We start from the raw sequence: 19,141 nt of genomic DNA on the forward strand, positions 1-19,141 counted from the left end.
AACTACCTATAATGAGCTTTGGTTTTGATTTAGGAACGTATTTCTGATAATTCGATTTACCAAACTCAGATAATCATCTAATTCTTCATATTCATCTAATTCTGTTTCTTCTTCCGTAGTCAGGGTAAACTCTTTTTGTTTCATTAATAATGCTTCAATTCGTCCCTGAACTAAGCTAGAAGCCCGAAATATCGGCACACTTTCTACAAAATCGATGCGGACAGCAGCATCTAAGGGCAAACTTTTAGGTAAGTGCGAAAATTTCAGAGGTAAATTAGTTGTCATTGCATTTATGTCCAAGAATTCAGCTAAATAATCTTTGCCAAGTTAGTTGTTTTGTATTTTCATCTCTGTACCAGCGTAACAAATTGGCGGCTGGACTGGAAATAATTCCGGGTAAATTTATTGCTTTTCTAGGTGCATTTGTAGCTAAAGTTATGGCACTTTCTAGATCACACACTCCCCAGTTTACCAAATTCTGCACTCCCACTAATAAGGGTAAAGTTGTCCCTGATAAAGTCCCATCCAATAATCTGGCTGTACCGTTTTTCACTTCAATTTGCCGACTGTCCCAAGGATACACGCCATCGGGTAGCCCCAGAGGTGCGAGGGCATCACTGACTAAAAATAGCCCTTGTGCTTGGTGGCTGGCGCGGAGGAGAATTTGCAGCATGGTGGGTGTAACGTGTTCACCGTCGGCAATGAAACCACACATCACATCAGGATGGGTAATTGCTGCACCTAATAGTCCCGGTTCACGGTGATGTAATGGCGGCATGGCGTTGAAAGCATGAGTTACCATTGCTGCCCCTTGTTTAAAAGCCGCTTGTGCTTGGGTTGCTGTCGCCTGGGAATGCCCTAAACTGACAATTATGCCCAAAGAACGCAAATATGGAATTACTTCCCCTGTGCTGTCTAATTCTGGGGCTAAAGTGATAACTTTGACAACATGGGCATAATCACCCAAGACTCTGTTTACTTGCTCAATTGTCAGAGGTAACAAATATTCGGCTGGGTGTGCGCCCCGCTTTTGATAGTTTAAAAATGGCCCTTCTAGATGTACCCCCAGAATCTTTGCACCGACTTTTTGAGTGGGAATAATTTTGGCAATTATGGCGATCGCTCGCTGTATATTATCCACAGAAGTAGTAACTACAGTGGGTAAAAATCCATCAACCCCAACATCCCAGAGAAATTGCGATATTTTGGGGATAATATGAGCATTATCAGCCTTTAAATCGGGAAACGCTAAACCTAACGCCCCATTAATCTGTAAATCAACACCACCGAACGAAATCCAATCACCGGCGACATCCAATAAAGGCGCACAATAATCGGGAAATCCCTGACTCATTGGTGAAATTTGCTGAATTATTCCCTCATCGTTCACTGAAATTCTTTGTAAATCTTGATAACTAGGTACTCGTGCATTGATAATATCTATGGGGTTTTGTGTTGCTTTGATCATCACATCACATTAGTTACTAAAATCTAAAATCTAAAATTAATATGGCTCCTCTTATCGGTATTATCATGGGCAGTGATTCAGATTTGCCCACAATGAAAGATGCGATCGCAATTTGTGAAGAATTTGGTGTAGAAACAGAAGTAGCAATTGTTTCAGCCCATCGCACTCCAGAACGCATGGTACAATATGCCCAACAAGCCCATAAACGAGGGCTTAAGGTAATTATTGCCGGCGCAGGCGGTGCAGCCCATCTTCCCGGAATGGTAGCATCTTTAACCCCACTGCCAGTGATTGGCGTTCCCGTAGCGACTCGCAACTTACAAGGCGTTGATTCTTTGTATTCCATTGTACAGATGCCTGGGGGTATTCCCGTGGCAACAGTAGCAATAGGTAACGCCAAAAATGCTGGACTTTTAGCGGTGCAAATTCTCGCAACCCAGCTACCAGAATTACTCGAAAAAGTGCAACAATACCGCCAAAGCCTCTGTGAATCGGTAATAGCAAAACAAGCCAAACTCGAACAACTAGGCTATGAGCAATATTTGCAACAAGAATTGTCATAGCACAATCGCCAAAATTTTAGCAGCAAGTCAAAATTTAAACATGACTTGATAATAACCAGTTATGCATTTATTTTATAAAAATTTAATAATCTTCTTGACTTTTCTCTCCTGAAGTCAGAGAATGCTGACACTGTAAAGGATATAGTTTCCTCCGGGAAAAACCTCCAGACTACTAAAAGAGTCAAGCAAAAAAAAATAGTATCTGATCATACAGAATTACAGCTTGAGTAAATAGAAAATCAATCAAATTTATTGTTCACTTTATCGAGGTTTATCAAGGAACCTACTGTAATCATGCCCAAGTTTTGGGAGGTTACAGCAGTAAAGTTACAGTATTCTTTATCACCGTTTAGTGTGATTTTAACGTAAAAATTGCCAATTGTTGGGCTGATTCTTCCTAAAGCATCATATTGACCGATTAAACATTAAGTGCAGGAGGGTGGAATGTTTCGGAAACTGCATAATATTTTCTTAATCAAATCATCAAAAAATGTTTACAAATGTACCAATAGTTTCTTAAACTCCTAATTGAGTTATCTGAATTTATGCTTTGTAAACCAGTGGCATCAAGAACCACCGGGGTTAAGTTTGGGCGGTATTTTTTTTGCTAAACTTGTTTTTTTCATTCAAGGTTGGAGGATGTAATTCATACTCATGTACAAACAGAAATCAAGAATCAAAAATAGACGAATATCGGCAATAAAATCGGCTAAAAGTATACGATTAAACTCAAAAATCAAGGGATTTAATTTAGCAATTAAGCAGCTTTCTCCCAGTTGGCAAGCCTGCTTACCTTTAGCTTGTTTGATTGTTTTGGGCTGGGGTTATGTCGCAGTTGCCCAAACACCAGATGCAGGGCCAACAACAGCAGAACTTAAAGTTGCTCTGGATACTCTTTGGGTAGCGATCGCCGCTTTTTTAGTATTCTTTATGAATGCTGGTTTCGGGATGTTAGAAACCGGGTTCTGTCGCCAGAAAAACGCCGTCAACGTTCTCTCAAAAAACTTAATTGTTTTTGCTCTCGCTAGTGTTACCTTTTGGGCAATTGGTTTTGGTTTCATGTTTGGCGACGGTAATAACTTCTTGGGAACTTCTGGGTTTTTCCTCTTAGGAGCAGATAACAGTCCTGTCACAGGCGATGCTTATCAAGGTGTCTTCAGTTCTCTGAATTGGGCTGGTGTGCCTTTAGCCGCCAAATTTTTATTTCAATTGGCCTTTGCGGGAACTGCCGCCACAATTGTTTCTGGTGCGGTAGCCGAAAGAATTAAATTTGCTGACTTCTTAATCTTCAGCGTCCTACTTGTAGGTATTGCCTACGCCATTACCGGACATTGGATTTGGGGTGGTGGTTGGTTAAGTGAATTTGGATTTTGGGATTTTGCTGGTTCTACCGTCGTTCACTCTGTAGGTGGTTGGGCTGCTTTAATGGGAGCCGCATTTCTCGGACCACGGATCGGTAAATATCAAGACCAGCAAATAGTGGCTATACCTGGTCACAATATGAGTATTGCGACCTTGGGCTGTTTAATTCTCTGGTTGGGCTGGTTTGGTTTTAACCCCGGTTCCACAATGGCTGCTGATGGAAATGCGATCGCTCATATAGCTCTGACTACTAACATGGCCGCTGCTGCGGGTGGAATCGCCGCTACAGGTACAGCTTGGATTTACTTAGGTAAGCCAGACTTATCCATGATTATCAACGGCGTATTGGCTGGCTTGGTGGGAATTACAGCTTCTTGTGCTTACGTGAGTATTCCTGCTTCTTTAATTATCGGCTTTATTGCCGGAATTATCGTCGTTTTCTCCGTCACACTCTTTGACAAAATCCACATTGATGACCCAGTAGGAGCCACCTCAGTTCACCTAGTTTGCGGTATCTGGGGAACTCTAGCCGTTGGTCTTTGGTCTGTCGGTCCTGGCGTTTATTCCTGGTACGGTGAAGGTGCTGGACCAACTGCGGGTTTATTCGCCGGCGGTGGCTTGGGACAGTTATTAATTCAATTGGTTGGCGTTCTGAGTGTAGGTGGAATGACAGTTGTTTTTAGCAGCATCTTCTGGCTGTTCCTCAAGGCTACTTTAGGTATCCGAGTATCTAGAGAAGAGGAATTAGAAGGTTTAGATATCAGCGAACACGGTATGGAAGCATATCATGGATTTCTCACAGAAACTAACCCTGGCGGATTTCCTGAAGGATATGGTTCAGCCGGAGTATCACAAGACAAATATTAATTAGTCATTTGTCATTTGTCATTTGTCCTTAGTTGTTGACGGTGTATCAATGACGCTGCACTCCGAGTAGCGGATTGATTGCTGAACCCGCCCATGAGATTTTTGAGATCGATCCTAGCGGCGGGTTTTTTCATGCAAAATTTTTTCTGGCTTAAAGTTATAGGAAGTGCTGAGTCAATACCTTTCGGTTAAGGGATGTAGAGACTTTCCATGGAACGTCTCTACAAGGGTTTTCGGCTCAGGAATTTGCTTAACCGAACAGTATTGAGTGCTGAGTGCTAATGACATATTGGCGCTAAGGATTTAAAATCTGAGTCAAATTATTGGTATATTTTGCTATTTGTGTCCACTTCTGCAAAAACTTTTCCGCTCTGGGGATTTTTCTTGCTGGTAACCAACAGCATACTAATGTTGGCAGTCATCTTGCTCATTTGGCAACAGCAGCGATTTACAGATGTTTTTGGTAATCCATTCTCCCCGGATAAAGTTCGTCAAACCCCAGCCATCTCACCAGATTTAGGGCCCCGTCATCAACTCACTTATCAGCAGTGGGTAGATATTCTCAAGCAAGAAGCCAAAGTAGCCTCTGAACAACCTCCTGAGAATTTAAGCATCCTCACAGGAGATTCCCTGACTCTGTGGTTTCCCCCACAGTTTTTACCCGACGACAGAAATTGGCTCAATCAGGCGATTTCCGGTGAATCTAGCGATGGACTATTAAAAAGATTAGACTTATTTGACAGTACCCAGCCAGAGATAATTTTTGTGATGATTGGCATTAATGATCTCATCCGGGGGGTAAGTGATCCAGTCATTTTAGAGAATCAACGGCAAATTATGACTTACCTCCGCAAGACGCATCCCAAAGCAGAAATTGTCGTTCAGTCAATTTTGCCTCATGGGGATAAAGAAGCCACTTGGGAGGGAAGAGAGAAACTGCTAACCCTTCCCAACAGTCGGATTCGCCAGTTAAATCAACAACTGCAAAGCACAGCTAGCACAGTCGGTGTGAAATATCTTGATTTGTATCCTTTATTTACTAACGAACAGGGTAATCTTCGCAGTGAATTTACTACTGATGGCTTACATCTCAATCCCACAGGTTATGTAGTTTGGCGTACTGCGTTACAAATGTATAGCAATATGGAATTGGGGAATGGGGAGTAGGGAGAAGAGGAACGGGGGCAGGGGGCAGGGGGCAGGGGAGAAGAGGAACGGTTGTTAAGTAACCGGAAGTTTTAAAGTAATTTCTCACTCCCCCTTGCTCCGGTGCTCCGGTGCGCCCCTGCTTCTTCTGGGGAGTGTGGGGAATGGGCTTAAATTCCACTTAATATTTTTCCCATTTTCCTAAAATCGCCTCATGGCACGAGAAAATAAGAAATAGTAATTTAAATTGCAACAATAATGGATACAAAAGCTTTTAAACGATCGCTCCAACATTCGGAAAATTACAATCGTAAGGGATTTGGTCACCAAGCAGAAGTTACTTCTCAGTTACAATCTGAGTATCAAAGTAGCTTGATTCAGGAAATTCGCGATCGCAATTACATCTGGGAACAAGGCGATGTCACCATCCGACTAGCCCAAGCCTTTGGTTTTTGCTGGGGTGTAGAACGCGCTGTCGCAATGGCTTATGAAACCCGTCAGCATTTCCCCACTGAACGCATCTGGATTACTAATGAGATTATTCACAATCCTTCTGTGAATCAACGGATGCAGGAAATGAATATCGGATTTATCCCTGTGGAAGCTGGTAACAAAGACTTTTCGGTGGTGGAAACCGGTGATGTGGTCATCCTACCCGCATTTGGAGCCAGCGTGCAAGAAATGCAAATTCTCCATAATCAAGGTTGCAAAATTGTCGATACAACTTGTCCTTGGGTATCTAAAGTTTGGAATACTGTAGAAAAACACAAAAAAATTGCTTACACTTCCATTATTCACGGTAAATATAAGCACGAAGAAACAATTGCTACCAGTTCTTTTGCTGGCAAATATCTGATTGTGCTGAATTTACAAGAAGCCCATTATGTTGCAGATTATATTCTCAATGGTGGCGATCGCCAGGAATTTTTGCAAAAATTCGCTAAAGCTTGTTCCGCAGGATTTGACCCTGATCAGGACTTACAACGAGTGGGTATTGCTAACCAAACCACCATGCTCAAAGATGAAACTGAGCAAATTGGCAAGTTGTTTGAGCGAACAATGATGCAGAAGTATGGAACCATTGAGTTAAATCAGCATTTCCAAAGCTTTAACACCATCTGTGATGCTACCCAAGAACGGCAAGATGCCATGTTAGAATTAGTACAACACGATTTGGACTTAATGCTCGTAATTGGTGGCTTTAATTCATCAAATACCGCACAATTACAACAAATTGCGGCTGAGAGGGAAATTCCTTCCTATCACATTGATTGTGTAGAACGCATCAAATCAGCAGATGCGATTGAACATCGCCAGTTAAATGGAGAATTAGCGATCGCACAAAACTGGCTACCCAATGGCAAAATTGTTGTAGGAGTTACCTCTGGTGCTTCTACGCCAGATAAAGTAGTCGCAGATGTCATGGAAAAGATTTTTGCATTAAAAGCATTAGTCCCGACCCTTTAACTGAAAAAGGACTTACGCAAAATTATGAAAAAACTAACCACGTAAAGCCTTCTCTACGAGAGGCTTGTCTGCGACACGCTACGCGAACGCCAACGGCATAGCTTCTCTACGAGACGCTCCGCGAACGCTTACCGCGTAGCGTCTCCCCTTCTCCCAAAGGGAGAGGCTAGCGCCAAGGGAGAAGTCAAGAGGGTTTCAAAGAGTTCTTGCGTAAGTCCTATGAAATTTCCCCATCTCTTGACTACGCCCTCTCCTTAGTAAGGAGAGGGTTGGGGTGAGGTTTCTTAGGTTTCTTTACTAAGCAGAGGGTTGGGGTGATGTTTCCTGACTCTACAACTGAGGTAAAATTTCCGTTAACAAATGACCTGGAACTTGAGATAAACCCAAATTTTGTCCCTGTATCCCTAACTCAGCGTGGAAAGCCCGAATTGTTTTCACCACATAAGTGAAAGTTATTTGATAAGCCTCTGGTTGTTTGCTAAATCCATTTAAAGCTTGCAAATGATGATGTAATGCTGCTTGTAAATGTTGTGAAATTGCCTCTTTGTCACCATTAAAAGAATTATCTGTAACTAACTGATAATGAGCTAATCCCAAATTATTGTGAGCAGCAAACAAATCAAAACTTAAAGGTATACCGCTCAGAGAGTGAGCCAAAGCAATAGCTTCATCATAAGCTTCAATAGACAATCGTAAGAACTTTTGTCGTAACTCTTTAGTTGTTTGAGATAAGTTTGCTAAATGCCAGTATGCAGTACCCAGATTATTTTGTGTAGCAGCGCAAGCACTAGGAACATTAGCTGGAGTGCGATATTTTAAAGCTTCCCTGTAAACATCAATGGCTAGTTGCAGATTTTTCGCCGGTTGTTCGTTGTATTGTGCTAAATTCCAGTAGGCAGTGCCGATATTATTTTGAATCATGCCATATTTCAACGGTTCCTGTTCGGGGCTGTAGTGAACCAACGCCTGGCTGTATGAGGCGATCGCTTTCTTTAAATTCTCCACAGGTTGATTATACTGCCCTAAATGCCAATAAGCAGTGCCTAAATTATTTTGGCAAGCAGCATACTTTAACGGTTCCATGTCGGCTGTACGATACCGCAGCGCTTCACTGTAAGCTAATACTGCTTGTTGCCAATTCTCCGATGGGTTAGCAAAACGAGCTAAATCACCATAAGCAGTACCTAAATTATTTTGTACCCTTCCATAGGTTTCTGACTGTTCTTGGGGAGATATCAGCTTTAAAGCCAAATGATAAAATTCAATTCCCTGCTCTATATAAACTTTCCCATCCCCTGAGTTATCAGGCTGGCGGGACAGCATCCAATAGAGTGTACCCAAATCATTTAAAATATCTGGCAGTTGGGGTGAACTCTCATCATAGGCGATCGCCTCCTGATAGGCGAGAATTGCCACCATCAAATTTTCTAGACTTGATTTTCCCTGTTCAATGCGTACACGATATAAATTTCCTAACTTATGATACCCTTCTGCCAATACCTCTCCAGAGGCTTGTTGTGAGTGTAGTGCTTCAATCTCTAAGAGAATTTGTGGCGCTTGTTGGTTATCCTCTCCATCTTCAGTAGTCGTCTGGTTGATTGTTGGTATGATTAACTCGGTTAACTCCTTGCTAATATGAGACAACGACAATGGCAATAAGCTATTACCTTGACTCAATTGAGCAGTGGATTTGTGTTGCTGCGTTCGAGTCTTGAATAATTCCGAATTTAAGGCGGAAACTTCTTCCTCTTTACCGGGATGATTCGGAGGTGATTCCACCGCAAAGTCAAAGTCATCCCCAAATTTTAAGCCATTCGTAGATTTGGCTTTGAGTTCCGCTTCCATGACTGATTCATCGAAAACAGATTCCTCAATATCTTCTACATCCCAATTTCTCGAACGCTCAGAACTTTCTGAATAACCTTGTTTTTGGGTTGTTGGTGTCGGTTCCCCCGCAAACACAAACACACCAGTACGCCAACGCCAAAACTGTGGTGCTGACTGTTGAATAGCAGACAACCAAGGACGCGATACCCACAACAGTAGGCTCGATTCTAGAAACCGATTCGACTCTGGATTAGAAAAATTCTCATCACTTAAGCGTAGATAGTGTAAAAATAAACGCTGTATCGCTACTGGTTGCTTAGTTAACTGTTCCACACCTACAATTTGAAATATCGGTATTGGTAAAGGTCTTCCAGTTGTATCTTTTGATGCACCTACAATTGGTGGTGGATAATTAGCCAGCCATTGATTTATATGATCTATGGGATTGGGATCACTTAAATTCAACCTCAATGTGACTAAACGCGGATAAGCAGGAGTGCTAGTTTCATGACCATCTACAGGTTGATATAGCACTTGTCCCACTGGATAAGCTAAAGTAGAATGCAAGCGAGCAGCTACTTGATTTCGTAAGTGTAAATTATCGTTAACTGCTAATAAAACTTGTCGTCTTAAACCAAGACTTAGGGCAAGTTTTAAACGATGATATACTTGTCGGTTCCAAGTAAAATTATTGAGATGTGTAGTATCATTCACGCTCATGACGGCTAAGAAGCCCAAACATTTTTCATATAAATTATGTTTTTCAGATTTGGCAAAGTTAATAGTATATATTTATACTTTTTCCTCCCATATCATTCTAACAAAAATAAAAAACAAGGACCCCGATAACATGGGAACCTTGAAAACCCAAATATTAAATTATATTAAAAAATATTCTGCTCAACCGACATTAGAAACAGAGAAGGCAACAAAAATCAAACCAACAACTAAACCAGCGCCAGCGAGTCCTAATAAAATATAGGTAATCTTTTGCTTGTTTGTCGGAGGTTCTGCTTGATAAACCTTGGGTTCACTGGCAAAATTGTTCAGACGACCGCCTTCTTCGTTTGTATAGGGCATGAATTAATTCCTTTTTATCTGCTTTTATTCGTTTCATGTTACATATACGCTATATTCTGCTCTCCTGGTAAGATACAAATATTTACGTTGAGGTAGGGGAGAATAGGAAAGCTTGTTCAGCAGCTGGTTACTTTAATTTCCCACTCCCACGCTCCCCGATCCCTAATTAATAATTGTGCCAGTCAGAGGTGAACTTGCACTGGCGTAGGTTTTCAGGGGCATTCTGCCAGCTAGATATGCTAAACGACCGGCTACTGCTGCTAAATTCATGGCTTGAGCCATTGCTGGGGGGTTTTGGGAAAGAGCGATCGCACTATTAATTAATAAAGCATCTGCACCTAATTCCATCGCCTGAGCAGCTTCTGATGGTGCGCCAATTCCGGCATCTACCACTACTGGTATATTGGCATTTTCAATGATAATTTGAATATTAGCAGTGGTTTTTAGCCCTTGTCCCGAACCAATGGGCGACGCTAAAGGCATGACTGTGGCACAACCAACATCTTCTAGGCGCTTGGCTAGCATCGGATCGGCATTGATATAAGGCAGTACGGCAAAACCTTCTTTCACTAGCTGTTCTGCCGCTTGTAGCGTCCCAATCGGATCAGGAAGTAAATATTTAGGATCAGGTATTACTTCTAATTTCACAAAATTGTTATCTTCCTGTCCCAATAGTTTCGCCATTTCTCGCCCCAAACGAGCCACACGAATTGCCTCCTCTGCGGTTTCACAGCCGGCAGTATTGGGCAACATCCAGATTTTTGTCCAATCCAGAGCTTCGGCTAAATTCTCATGCCCTGCGGCTTTAGTTTGCACCCTTCTTACTGCCACAGTGACAATTTGGCAACCACTAGCAACAATACTTTGCTGCATTTCTTCAATGCTGCGATATTTGCCGGTTCCCGTCATTAAACGAGATTGAAAAGTTTTGCCAGCGATTACAAGTGGTGAATCTATAGAGACGGGATGAATTGCATCTTTAACGGCAATATTTCCCTTAGAGAAGTTAGCAGAGTGGGTGAACATAGAAGTGGGAGTAGATGACTGGCTATGAAAGCGGGAATAGTGGAAATTAGACAATATGGGGTCAGATTTTTGTGACCAAATCAAATCGGCAATTAATGCTGCGGTTATGGGCGCAAGTAATATACCATTACGATAATGACCTGTAGCCAAAGTTAAATTTTTACAGTGGCTAGTACCGAAAATCGGTAACTCATCGGGTGTAGCTGGTCGAAATCCCCACCAAAATTCCTGAATGGGATAATCCTGTAATTGAGGATATAGGCTAATAGCTTGTTGTAGTAAGGTTTGAATACCTGCGGGCGTATTGTGGGGCGTAAAGCCGACATCTTCGCTCGTTGCCCCAATAATGATAGAACGGTTGCGCCTCGGTACGATATAAATATTATCTCCGAATAAAACTCGTGTCAGGGGCAATTCTGGGATAAAATCCGGTACTCGCACTTTCAGCATTTGTCCTTTGCGAGGATTTACAGGTAATGGTAATAATTCATTAGACCAAGCACCTGTGGCTAAGACATAATGAGCAGCACGAATTACTCCTGTGTTGGTTTGTACACCCTGTACTTCTCCTTGCTGCTGTAAAAATGCTTCTACTTTAATACCATCTTTGAATTCAACACCAAGGGACTCAGCAGCTGTCCTCAGTACATTTATTAAAGCACGATTATCAACTTGTCCGTCTTCAGGATACCACCAGCCACCAACTACTTCCGAACCCAATCCTGGCTGATATTGATGAATTGCGGCTTGATTTAGCCAGTATGGGAATTGGGCAGTGTGGGCAGTGGTGGAAGCATTTAATTTGTCCCCTTGTCCTTGATAAACTGGTGCTAATATTCCACAAGGCCAGTAACCAGTATTTAAACCAGTCAAATCTTCGAGTTTTTGCGTCCAGTCTGAATATAAGGCACGCGATCGCCTACACAAAGAACCCATTACCGGATTAGGGATATTTTCGGCATCTGGTGCTAACATCCCGGCGGCGGCGTGGGTAGCAGCCGCCTGAAAATCATGGCAAAGCACGGTGACTGAGCCTCCGCGCAATTTTAATTCTACGGCGATCGCCAAGCCAATCGCACCGCCACCAATAATTAAAACGTCACTAGTCATTAGTCATTTATCATGAGGTATTTACTAACTAATAACTGCTATATAAAACCTAGACAAAACTAGACTTTACTTTCTACTTCAACGGGAGCATGGGAGCAGTTATCCCTCAGTAGACTTTCACGCCTTAGCCAGACGCGATTGTGTTCCAATTAAGTTTCTGAAAAAGACTACCACCATCATTGCTTGGTTTTCGCGTCGGCAATAGTCTCAATTCAATACTTGATATCACCGTATTATATATCAAGTAGTTGATTTTTTCCTAAAATATATATTGACTTTTGTCAACATAAGTATAGTTTTGTCTATGAAATTGTCAACTTAGGACTTGCTCATAAATATTGACCCACTCCCCCGCATAAATAACGGGGGCTTGACGCTTCACGACTCCTAAAGACTATCCAGATTTACCACAAAGCCCGAATAGGTTGTCTATCCTGATTCATTCTGTCCGACTGTACGCCAGTGCTTGTACCTGGTGTAGTGTCAGAGGTTGAGGAAGAATCATTACTTTGGGCAATAGTGCTTCTGTCGTCAGGAGTAGAAAAATTATCCTGTGCCACCCTACCTCTACTTTCAGAGGCGGTATCGTTACTTGTACTCCTACTAGGAGAAGAGCTATTAACATTAATATTAGCTGGGAGTACTTTGGATGTTCTGCCGTCAGGAGCATCATTATTGGCAACTTGTTGTCCACCTATGGGAAAATTGATCCCCAATAATGTCCCAAGTAAAATTGCCAAGCCTCCGCCCATAAGCATTAGTGGAGTCCATCTACCCATATGATCTTTTCTCCTTTGTTAACCTAACCTTCTGGTGTCCATACTATTTGAGAACCTTCTCCCCAAAATCCAGCGAATTTTGTGACTTTTACATCCCCTAGTACCTGAGTTTGACAGGCTAAACGCAGTTCTGCTGTAGGAGAATGGGGAGGAAGGGAACGTCTGGCTTTGTCGCGCCAATTTGCGGCAGATACCTCACCTTCTACCTTGACTGCACAAGTTCCACAGCTGCCAATTCCTCGACAGTTGATTAACTTAGCACCGCCATTGTAGAGGTCAATACCGTTGTGCTGCAAAACTCGACCTAATTTAGCTCCCCGATCGCACTCAATTGTCTTACCCTGAGCTAGTACCTTGGGCATATATTAATTTCCAGACTGGCTTTTTGTTGTATATTGGCACATCGCCTTACTCGTTGTCTCGCAAGTCGCAGTTTTATGACCATACACCCCTCACCTCAACTTTGGCTCTATGACACCACGCTACGAGATGGCACACAGCGCGAAGGGTTATCAGTTTCTATAGAAGATAAGTTACGCATTGCCCGCAGACTCGACCAACTGGGGGTTCCCTTCATCGAAGGTGGTTGGCCTGGTGCCAATCCCAAGGATGTTCAGTTCTTCTGGCAATTGCAAGAATATCCGCTTAAACAAGCAGAAATCGTGGCCTTTTGTTCCACACGCCGCCCTAACACCACGGCGGAAACTGAGCCAATGCTGCAAGCGATTCTGACTGCGGGTACTCGTTGGGTAACAGTTTTTGGCAAATCGTGGGATTTACACGTTACAGCCGGACTCAAGACGACTTTAGCAGAAAATCTCGCCATGATTAGCGATACTATCGAGTATCTTTGTTCTCAAGGGCGACGCGTGATTTATGATGCCGAACATTGGTTTGATGGCTACAAGCAAAATCGCGATTATGCTTTACAGACATTAGAAGCTGCGATCGCATCTGGTGCCGAATGGCTAGTCCTCTGTGATACAAATGGCGGTACTTTACCCCACGAAATTAGTCAAATAGTGGAATCAGTCATTAATCATGTGTCATCAGTCAATACTCAACAACCAATTCCCCAAATTGGTATTCACACTCATAACGATTCAGAAACAGCCGTGGCTAATGCCTTAGCTGCCGTCATGGCAGGGGCGAAAATGGTACAGGGTACAATTAACGGCTACGGTGAAAGATGTGGTAATGCTAACCTCTGTTCATTAATTCCCAATCTACAACTGAAGCTTGGTTATAGCTGTATAGCTGAACACCAGCTAAATCAACTTACAGAAGCTAGTCGCTTTGTGAGTGAAGTAGTAAACCTCGCCCCCGATGAACACGCGCCCTTTGTGGGACGTTCAGCTTTTGCACATAAAGGTGGTATCCATGTCTCAGCAGTAGAACGAAATCCCCTAACTTACGAACACATTCAACCAGAACAAGTCGGTAACCGTCGCCGCATCGTCATTTCCGAACAATCTGGACTCAGTAATGTTTTAGCCAAAGCTCGAACATTTGGTATTGAACTAGATAAAGACAAACCAGCCGCCCGACAAATTCTACAACGCCTCAAAGAATTAGAAAGTGAAGGATATCAATTTGAAGCAGCAGAGGCGAGTTTTGCACTTTTGATGTACGAAGCTTTGGGTGAGCGTCAGCAGTTCTTTGAAGTCAAAGGCTTTCAAGTACATTGTGATTTAGTGGAAGGTAAAGAAAGGAACAATGCCCTAGCCACGGTGAAAATAGGTGTTAATGGCAAAAATATTCTCGAAGCAGCCGAAGGAAACGGACCCGTTGCGGCTTTAGATGCCGCCTTACGCAAAGCTTTGGTCAACTTTTATCCCCAAATTGCCACCTTTGAGTTGACAGATTATAAAGTGCGGATTCTCAACGGACATACAGGTACAGCCGCTAAAACTCGTGTATTAGTAGAATCAGGTACTGGTTCTCAACGCTGGACGACTGTAGGAGTTTCGCCCAATATTTTGGCAGCTTCCTATCAAGCAGTGGTAGAGGGATTGGAATATGGTTTGTTGTTACATTCCCCAGAGTGGGGAGTGGGGAGTGGGGAGTAGGGAGTGTGGGGAGTGTGGGAGGTGTGGGAGGTGTGGGGAGTGTGGGGGGTGTGGGGGGGTGGGGAGCAAAGAATTTTGGATTTTGGATTTGCGTTAGCGAACCGTACGCAGCGAAGCGAGTATTTTAGATTGCAGTCTAATCCAAAATCTAAAATCTAAAATCTAAAATTGATTGACTAATGACCATCAAGAAAATTGTTCCCAGGATTGGGTAACTAATTGACTCAGCCAACGCCGTTGCTGGTGGTCTAGCATGGGGTCATCAGCTAGTAGTTGAGCGGTGAATTCCTCCAAGGATTGTCCCTGAGCGCGAACCAGTTTGATGACTCCGGCGATGGCTGAGGCTACTAATTCTGCGTCAATGGGCTGTTGACGCAGAGCAAAAATTTCCTGGGGACTGTCTGGGATGGGATAATTCATGGCGTAGGGTAAAAAAAATACAAAATGAACAATAAACTTTGACAAACTATTAAAACTTCTTTACTCAATCTTTATTGAACCAATAGGGCGGAGTCTAGCTTAGTTTCTGCCTTTATAAAATCTGTCTGAGTGAATAGATTCATCGGAGATGTCAGCAAAAAATCATGAAAGAAATACTTTATTTGGAAGTTCCCACACCGGACATTGCGACTGTACTGAGTTGGCTGCAAAAAGATTTTGAACCAGGAACCGGGGAAAAATTACTCCGACCTGATGGCTTTCGCCTGAAAATCCCGGCAGAAACTACAAATGCTGATGCGGCGATTACCGAAAAATTACCGAGCGAACTTTCTGTATTCGTCTGGTCTGTGCAGCGTACTACTTATCTGAAAGTTTTTCGTTGGGCAGATCAGCCCGTTTTTCGAGAAGGACAAATCCTGCAACGTCTAAGTTATGAAATTAGGCAGAAATTTTCCCATAAATACCCTGAACCTCCAACCATTGATTCCCAAAAATCGATTTTCGAGGAACTAGCCAATGATTATCCTCTGACAGTTAAGTATTTTCAGCAAATGCCTAATGGGGAATATGACCTCAATCGTGCCTACTGGTGGGAGCAAAGATGGCGCGAAGGAGTACGGAATCCTCGGCAGCCTCGTCAAGTCATTTTTTCGCAAAGCGGAGGATTTGGGGGACAGCAGGGAGAACGTAGTATAACATCTTCGTCCTCGTCTTCTTCTCCTACTTACGACTTGATCTATATTGGCGGCGCATTAGGGGTAATTCATGCGGCTGTTATGGCTAGATTGGGTTATAAAGTGCTGCTAGTGGAACGCTTACCTTTTGGACGGATGAATCGAGAATGGAATATTTCTCGTGATGAACTGCAAAGTTTAATTAATTTGGGTTTGGTAACAGCCGCCGAGTTAGAAACTGTGATTGTTCGGGAATACAAGGACGGATTTAATAAATTTTTTGATGGGAACAATCCGCCTAAATTGCGATCGCCTATCCTACACACCCCAACGGTGTTAAATATCGCCTTGGATTCGGAGAAATGGCTGCGGATGTGCGGTGAAAAACTCCGAGATGCCGGGGGGGATATCTGGGATGAAACAGAGTTTCTACGTGCTGATCTTGACAACTCACAAGTGGAGATTACAGTCAAGCATTTACCCAGTAAAAATGAGCAGCAAGTTAGTGGGCGACTGTTAATTGATGCTATGGGAACAGCTTCCCCCATCGCTTGGCAATTAAATGGTGGTCGTGCTTTTGACAGTGTATGTCCGACGGTGGGCGCAGTGATTGAGGGGGGATTTGAGCCAGGGGTTTGGGATTCCCAATATGGAGATGTGCTTTACAGTCACGGCGATATTTCCAGGGGAAGACAATTGATTTGGGAATTATTTCCCGGATTTGGGGAAGAACTGACAATTTATTTATTTCATTACCACGAAGTCAATGCAGTAAATCCCGGTTCGTTGCTGGAGATGTACGAGGACTTTTTCTCGATTTTGCCAGAGTATCGGCGCTGTGATTTAGATAAATTGGTGTGGAAAAAGCCGACATTTGGCTATATTCCGGGGCATTTTAGTGTGGGAAGTAGCGATCGCACCATTGCCTTTGATAGATTGATTGCCATTGGTGATGCTGCATCCCTCCAGTCTCCCCTGGTGTTCACGGGTTTTGGTTCTCTAATTCGCAATTTAGACCGTTTAACAACACTGTTAGATACAGCCCTCAAGCATGACTTGCTGAGTTTTGGCAATTTAAACAGGATTCGCGCCTACCAAAGTAACGTTTCTGTAACCTGGCTATTTTCTAAGGGGATGATGGTTCCGACTGGGAAATTTTTACCACCCCAACGAATTAACTCAATGCTGAATACCTTCTTTGGGTTGTTAGCAGATGAACCACAAGCGGTAGCCGATAATTTCATTAAAGATCGGTGTGATTGGTGGACTTTTAACCGCCTTGCACTCAAAGCAGCGCGCAAAAATCCCGCCCTGCTGTTATGGATTTGGCAATTAGCGGGATTTAGGGATTTAGTCCGGTGGCTGGGTAATTATGTGAATTTCGGTGTTCATTCCCTCGTCAGTGCTTTACTGAGTGGATGGTTCCCGCGTTTCTTGGTGGGGATTAAACCTTGGCTGGAACCCCGCTATCCGGCATTATGGTTCCGGCTGTTGGTGATTAATTATGCGATCGCTGCTGCTCAACGGCGAACTGACAAGTCAGCGCTGGCGCTATCGCCAAATCAGCCAGCACAAGTCAATCCAGATGCCATTATCCCCAAATCAGAAGCAAAAATTCTGAATTAGTTGCGGGATTTTTCCCCATAAGTTACCCAAAAATTGTCCGGTGGGTGAGGCTCCTGCTCACCCACCATAATCAATCTCAAATCATTGAGTATTTTTAGATTGATTGCTTGGGCGAAAATTCGGTAGTTCTACTGATGACAAAGACTTACGACCTTTCGGTGGACGCTGGGGATAAACCACTGGTGAGGGCGATTGAGTATCATTGGCGTAATCCCAAGAATCATTGGCAGTCAAATTAGTCTGATGCACTTGTGCGTTTTCTAACCAATAATTTTCCAATGGGATGCCAGGTGAGCTATCAGCAGTCGTCTCGCTAAAAGGCAAAATGGAAGACTCTGGGGAATGATTTACAGATGAAGGCGGGGAATCTTCCTCGACTGTAAATATTTCGACTTGCTGTTCTGGTAAAGTTTCTGATTGCTGAACATTTTCAACGGTTGTCTCTTGAGTTTCCCCAACAAGTGCTTCAGTTTGAGGGCTGTCTAAGTTAATTTCCGCAGTGGGTGGTGATGCAGATGCAGACTCAGTAGTAAAAAACAATTGGATCAAACTATCCAATTGATCATCTAACTTTGATGACCCCAGAGATGAAATAGATTCTGATGTAGTGGGAGAAGCGTCAATTACCGCAGCAACTGGTTGTGAGGGAGGCGGTGTATCTTCCTTAACTGGCGAGTTTTCCGGTGATGATGGAATTGGCTCAGAATTATCAGTGCTGCATGGGGGTGATGTGGAACATTGACCCCAAGGAGAATCGAGTTGAAAGCCATCAGCTTCTGATTCGGCTGACCAAGGTCTAATGGGCTGCACATTCGGAAACAAAGACCGAGCCTTTCTCGAAAATCTTGTTTGGTGGTTGGCTGTATCGTCAGAGGAATCATTTACTCCGGGTGTCTCTAGACATTTTTCCAGAGCCGCTTTAAATTGTAGGGTCTGGCGTTGTTGTCGCATGAGCCTACTACGTAACTCTCGACAAGTATTTTCTGATTGTGATGCCTGTTGAGCCTGTTCGTTATAGTTAGTTTGCAGCAGCGCACATTCTCGCTCTAACTTAGCCAGTCGCTGTTCGCTAATTTGTAGTTGTGTTTTATAAGTTTCAATAAGGTTTTCTTGGCGTTGAACAGTTTGTACAGCTGTTTCTAACTCTTGGAATAAAGATTTAATTTGTTCTTGGGCTGCGGCTAGTTCTTGCGTTTGTTGGTTCAGCATGGACTCGGCGACACTAGAACGCCTTTTCTGCCACTGTAAAGCTTTTTCTGATTCAGCGAAGTCATCTTTGAGATGTTCCACTTCCTCATACAAGTCATTGTTTGCTGCACGCAATTCTTCATTCAATGTTAGTAGCTTTTGAAATTCAGTCTCAACAAGTATTTGTTGTTCACTATTAGGCTCCACAACCCAGTCTGATTTCGTTGTATCTTTCTGGGAGTCATGTGGTTCGGCCGCAGGTTTGAGTCGCGCCAATTGTGTATTTGCCATGTTGTCATGAGGTACAACTGAGTAAAATGGACAGCTAGGGGCCGCCTGCGGTTGTAGCGAATTATCAGAATTTAGGGATTCCATTCCAGCCCTGTTGTTTGAGGTGTCAGTTATTTATCACTTTTGACCCACTCACTTAAAAAGTGTTCAGCATTGC

At 43.2% G+C, this 19,141-nt stretch carries 15 protein-coding genes; 6 read left to right on the forward strand and 9 right to left on the reverse strand.

Translation table 11 applies throughout. The features are described from left to right. Positions 1–6: 6 nt before the first annotated feature. Entirely contained in the window at positions 7–285 is a 279-nt protein-coding gene (locus NSP_RS11125) for a hypothetical protein (RefSeq protein ID WP_006198283.1), read from the reverse strand. Between the two features lie 19 nt (positions 286–304). Next, the gene (nagA, locus tag NSP_RS11130; RefSeq protein ID WP_006198282.1) at positions 305–1,468 is read right to left on the reverse strand and encodes an N-acetylglucosamine-6-phosphate deacetylase; all 1,164 of its coding nucleotides are present in this window, start codon (positions 1,466–1,468) and stop codon (positions 305–307) included. Between the two features lie 41 nt (positions 1,469–1,509). Between nagA and purE the strand changes: the two genes are divergently transcribed. From purE to NSP_RS11150, 4 genes are all read left to right on the forward strand, one after another. Continuing rightward, the gene (gene purE / locus NSP_RS11135; protein ID WP_006198281.1) at positions 1,510–2,031 is read left to right on the forward strand and encodes a 5-(carboxyamino)imidazole ribonucleotide mutase; all 522 of its coding nucleotides are present in this window, start codon (positions 1,510–1,512) and stop codon (positions 2,029–2,031) included. 654 nt (positions 2,032–2,685) lie between these two features. Beyond that, positions 2,686–4,260 carry an ammonium transporter gene (locus NSP_RS11140; RefSeq protein WP_006198028.1) on the forward strand — a complete coding sequence of 525 codons (1,575 nt, stop codon included), beginning with the start codon at positions 2,686–2,688 and terminating at the stop codon, positions 4,258–4,260. A 408-nt stretch (positions 4,261–4,668) separates the two neighbouring features. Then, positions 4,669–5,427 (forward strand): SGNH/GDSL hydrolase family protein, encoded by a 759-nt coding sequence (locus NSP_RS11145; RefSeq protein WP_006198029.1) that lies wholly within the window; start codon positions 4,669–4,671, stop codon positions 5,425–5,427. A 237-nt stretch (positions 5,428–5,664) separates the two neighbouring features. Next, entirely contained in the window at positions 5,665–6,873 is a 1,209-nt protein-coding gene (locus NSP_RS11150; RefSeq protein WP_006198030.1) for a 4-hydroxy-3-methylbut-2-enyl diphosphate reductase, read from the forward strand. 330 nt (positions 6,874–7,203) lie between these two features. On the opposite strand, the gene NSP_RS11155 is transcribed toward NSP_RS11150, so the two are convergent. The 5 genes from NSP_RS11155 to NSP_RS11175 all read right to left on the reverse strand — a co-directional run bounded on the left by NSP_RS11155 (position 7,204) and on the right by NSP_RS11175 (position 13,057). Beyond that, the gene (locus NSP_RS11155; RefSeq protein ID WP_006198031.1) at positions 7,204–9,420 is read right to left on the reverse strand and encodes a tetratricopeptide repeat protein; all 2,217 of its coding nucleotides are present in this window, start codon (positions 9,418–9,420) and stop codon (positions 7,204–7,206) included. 180 nt (positions 9,421–9,600) lie between these two features. Next, positions 9,601–9,780 carry a photosystem II assembly protein Psb34 gene (gene psb34, locus NSP_RS11160; protein ID WP_006198032.1) on the reverse strand — a complete coding sequence of 60 codons (180 nt, stop codon included), beginning with the start codon at positions 9,778–9,780 and terminating at the stop codon, positions 9,601–9,603. Positions 9,781–9,942: 162 nt separating this feature from the next. Further along, positions 9,943–11,916 carry a glycine oxidase ThiO gene (gene thiO, locus NSP_RS27215; RefSeq protein ID WP_006198033.1) on the reverse strand — a complete coding sequence of 658 codons (1,974 nt, stop codon included), beginning with the start codon at positions 11,914–11,916 and terminating at the stop codon, positions 9,943–9,945. A gap of 404 nt (positions 11,917–12,320) precedes the next feature. Next, a complete protein-coding gene (locus NSP_RS11170; protein ID WP_017804075.1) occupies positions 12,321–12,695 on the reverse strand; it encodes a hypothetical protein in 375 nt (124 codons plus the stop codon). Positions 12,696–12,718: 23 nt separating this feature from the next. Continuing rightward, positions 12,719–13,057, reverse strand: coding sequence for a 2Fe-2S iron-sulfur cluster-binding protein (locus NSP_RS11175; RefSeq protein WP_006198035.1), 339 nt, complete (start codon positions 13,055–13,057; stop codon positions 12,719–12,721). 75 nt (positions 13,058–13,132) lie between these two features. On the opposite strand from NSP_RS11175, the gene cimA reads away from it, so the two are divergent. After that, a complete protein-coding gene (cimA, locus tag NSP_RS11180) occupies positions 13,133–14,764 on the forward strand; it encodes a citramalate synthase (RefSeq protein WP_006198036.1) in 1,632 nt (543 codons plus the stop codon). 186 nt (positions 14,765–14,950) lie between these two features. On the opposite strand, the gene NSP_RS11185 is transcribed toward cimA, so the two are convergent. After that, on the reverse strand, positions 14,951–15,184 hold the full coding sequence (locus tag NSP_RS11185; protein WP_042202741.1) for a hypothetical protein: 234 nt from the start codon (positions 15,182–15,184) through the stop codon (positions 14,951–14,953). A gap of 164 nt (positions 15,185–15,348) precedes the next feature. Between NSP_RS11185 and NSP_RS11190 the strand changes: the two genes are divergently transcribed. Then, complete coding sequence (locus tag NSP_RS11190) at positions 15,349–17,505, forward strand: NAD(P)/FAD-dependent oxidoreductase (RefSeq protein WP_006198038.1); 2,157 nt, start codon at positions 15,349–15,351, stop codon at positions 17,503–17,505. Positions 17,506–17,586: 81 nt separating this feature from the next. Here the strand turns inward: NSP_RS11190 and NSP_RS11195 are convergent, their stop codons facing one another. Further along, positions 17,587–19,068 (reverse strand): hypothetical protein, encoded by a 1,482-nt coding sequence (locus NSP_RS11195; RefSeq protein WP_006198039.1) that lies wholly within the window; start codon positions 19,066–19,068, stop codon positions 17,587–17,589. Positions 19,069–19,141 lie beyond the last annotated feature (73 nt).

The sequence above is a fragment of the Nodularia spumigena CCY9414 genome, from assembly GCF_000340565.2.
Lineage (GTDB): Bacteria > Cyanobacteriota > Cyanobacteriia > Cyanobacteriales > Nostocaceae > Nodularia > Nodularia spumigena.

Excerpts from the sequence above, each read along its gene's own strand:
- NSP_RS11195 (WP_006198039.1), bottom strand. The coding sequence starts at position 19,068 with ATGGAATCCCTAAATTCTGATAATTCGCTACAACCGCAGGCGGCCCCT.
- cimA (WP_006198036.1), top strand. The coding sequence starts at position 13,133 with ATGACCATACACCCCTCACCTCAACTTTGGCTCTATGACACCACGCTA.
- NSP_RS11145 (WP_006198029.1), top strand. The coding sequence starts at position 4,669 with ATGTTGGCAGTCATCTTGCTCATTTGGCAACAGCAGCGATTTACAGAT.
- NSP_RS11140 (WP_006198028.1), top strand. The coding sequence starts at position 2,686 with ATGTACAAACAGAAATCAAGAATCAAAAATAGACGAATATCGGCAATA.
- psb34 (WP_006198032.1), bottom strand. The coding sequence starts at position 9,780 with ATGCCCTATACAAACGAAGAAGGCGGTCGTCTGAACAATTTTGCCAGT.
- NSP_RS11170 (WP_017804075.1), bottom strand. The coding sequence starts at position 12,695 with ATGGGTAGATGGACTCCACTAATGCTTATGGGCGGAGGCTTGGCAATT.
- nagA (WP_006198282.1), bottom strand. The coding sequence starts at position 1,468 with ATGATCAAAGCAACACAAAACCCCATAGATATTATCAATGCACGAGTA.
- NSP_RS11185 (WP_042202741.1), bottom strand. The coding sequence starts at position 15,184 with ATGAATTATCCCATCCCAGACAGTCCCCAGGAAATTTTTGCTCTGCGT.
- purE (WP_006198281.1), top strand. The coding sequence starts at position 1,510 with ATGGCTCCTCTTATCGGTATTATCATGGGCAGTGATTCAGATTTGCCC.
- NSP_RS11190 (WP_006198038.1), top strand. The coding sequence starts at position 15,349 with ATGAAAGAAATACTTTATTTGGAAGTTCCCACACCGGACATTGCGACT.
- NSP_RS11175 (WP_006198035.1), bottom strand. The coding sequence starts at position 13,057 with ATGCCCAAGGTACTAGCTCAGGGTAAGACAATTGAGTGCGATCGGGGA.
- thiO (WP_006198033.1), bottom strand. The coding sequence starts at position 11,916 with ATGACTAGTGACGTTTTAATTATTGGTGGCGGTGCGATTGGCTTGGCG.
- NSP_RS11150 (WP_006198030.1), top strand. The coding sequence starts at position 5,665 with ATGGATACAAAAGCTTTTAAACGATCGCTCCAACATTCGGAAAATTAC.
- NSP_RS11155 (WP_006198031.1), bottom strand. The coding sequence starts at position 9,420 with ATGAGCGTGAATGATACTACACATCTCAATAATTTTACTTGGAACCGA.
- NSP_RS11125 (WP_006198283.1), bottom strand. The coding sequence starts at position 285 with ATGACAACTAATTTACCTCTGAAATTTTCGCACTTACCTAAAAGTTTG.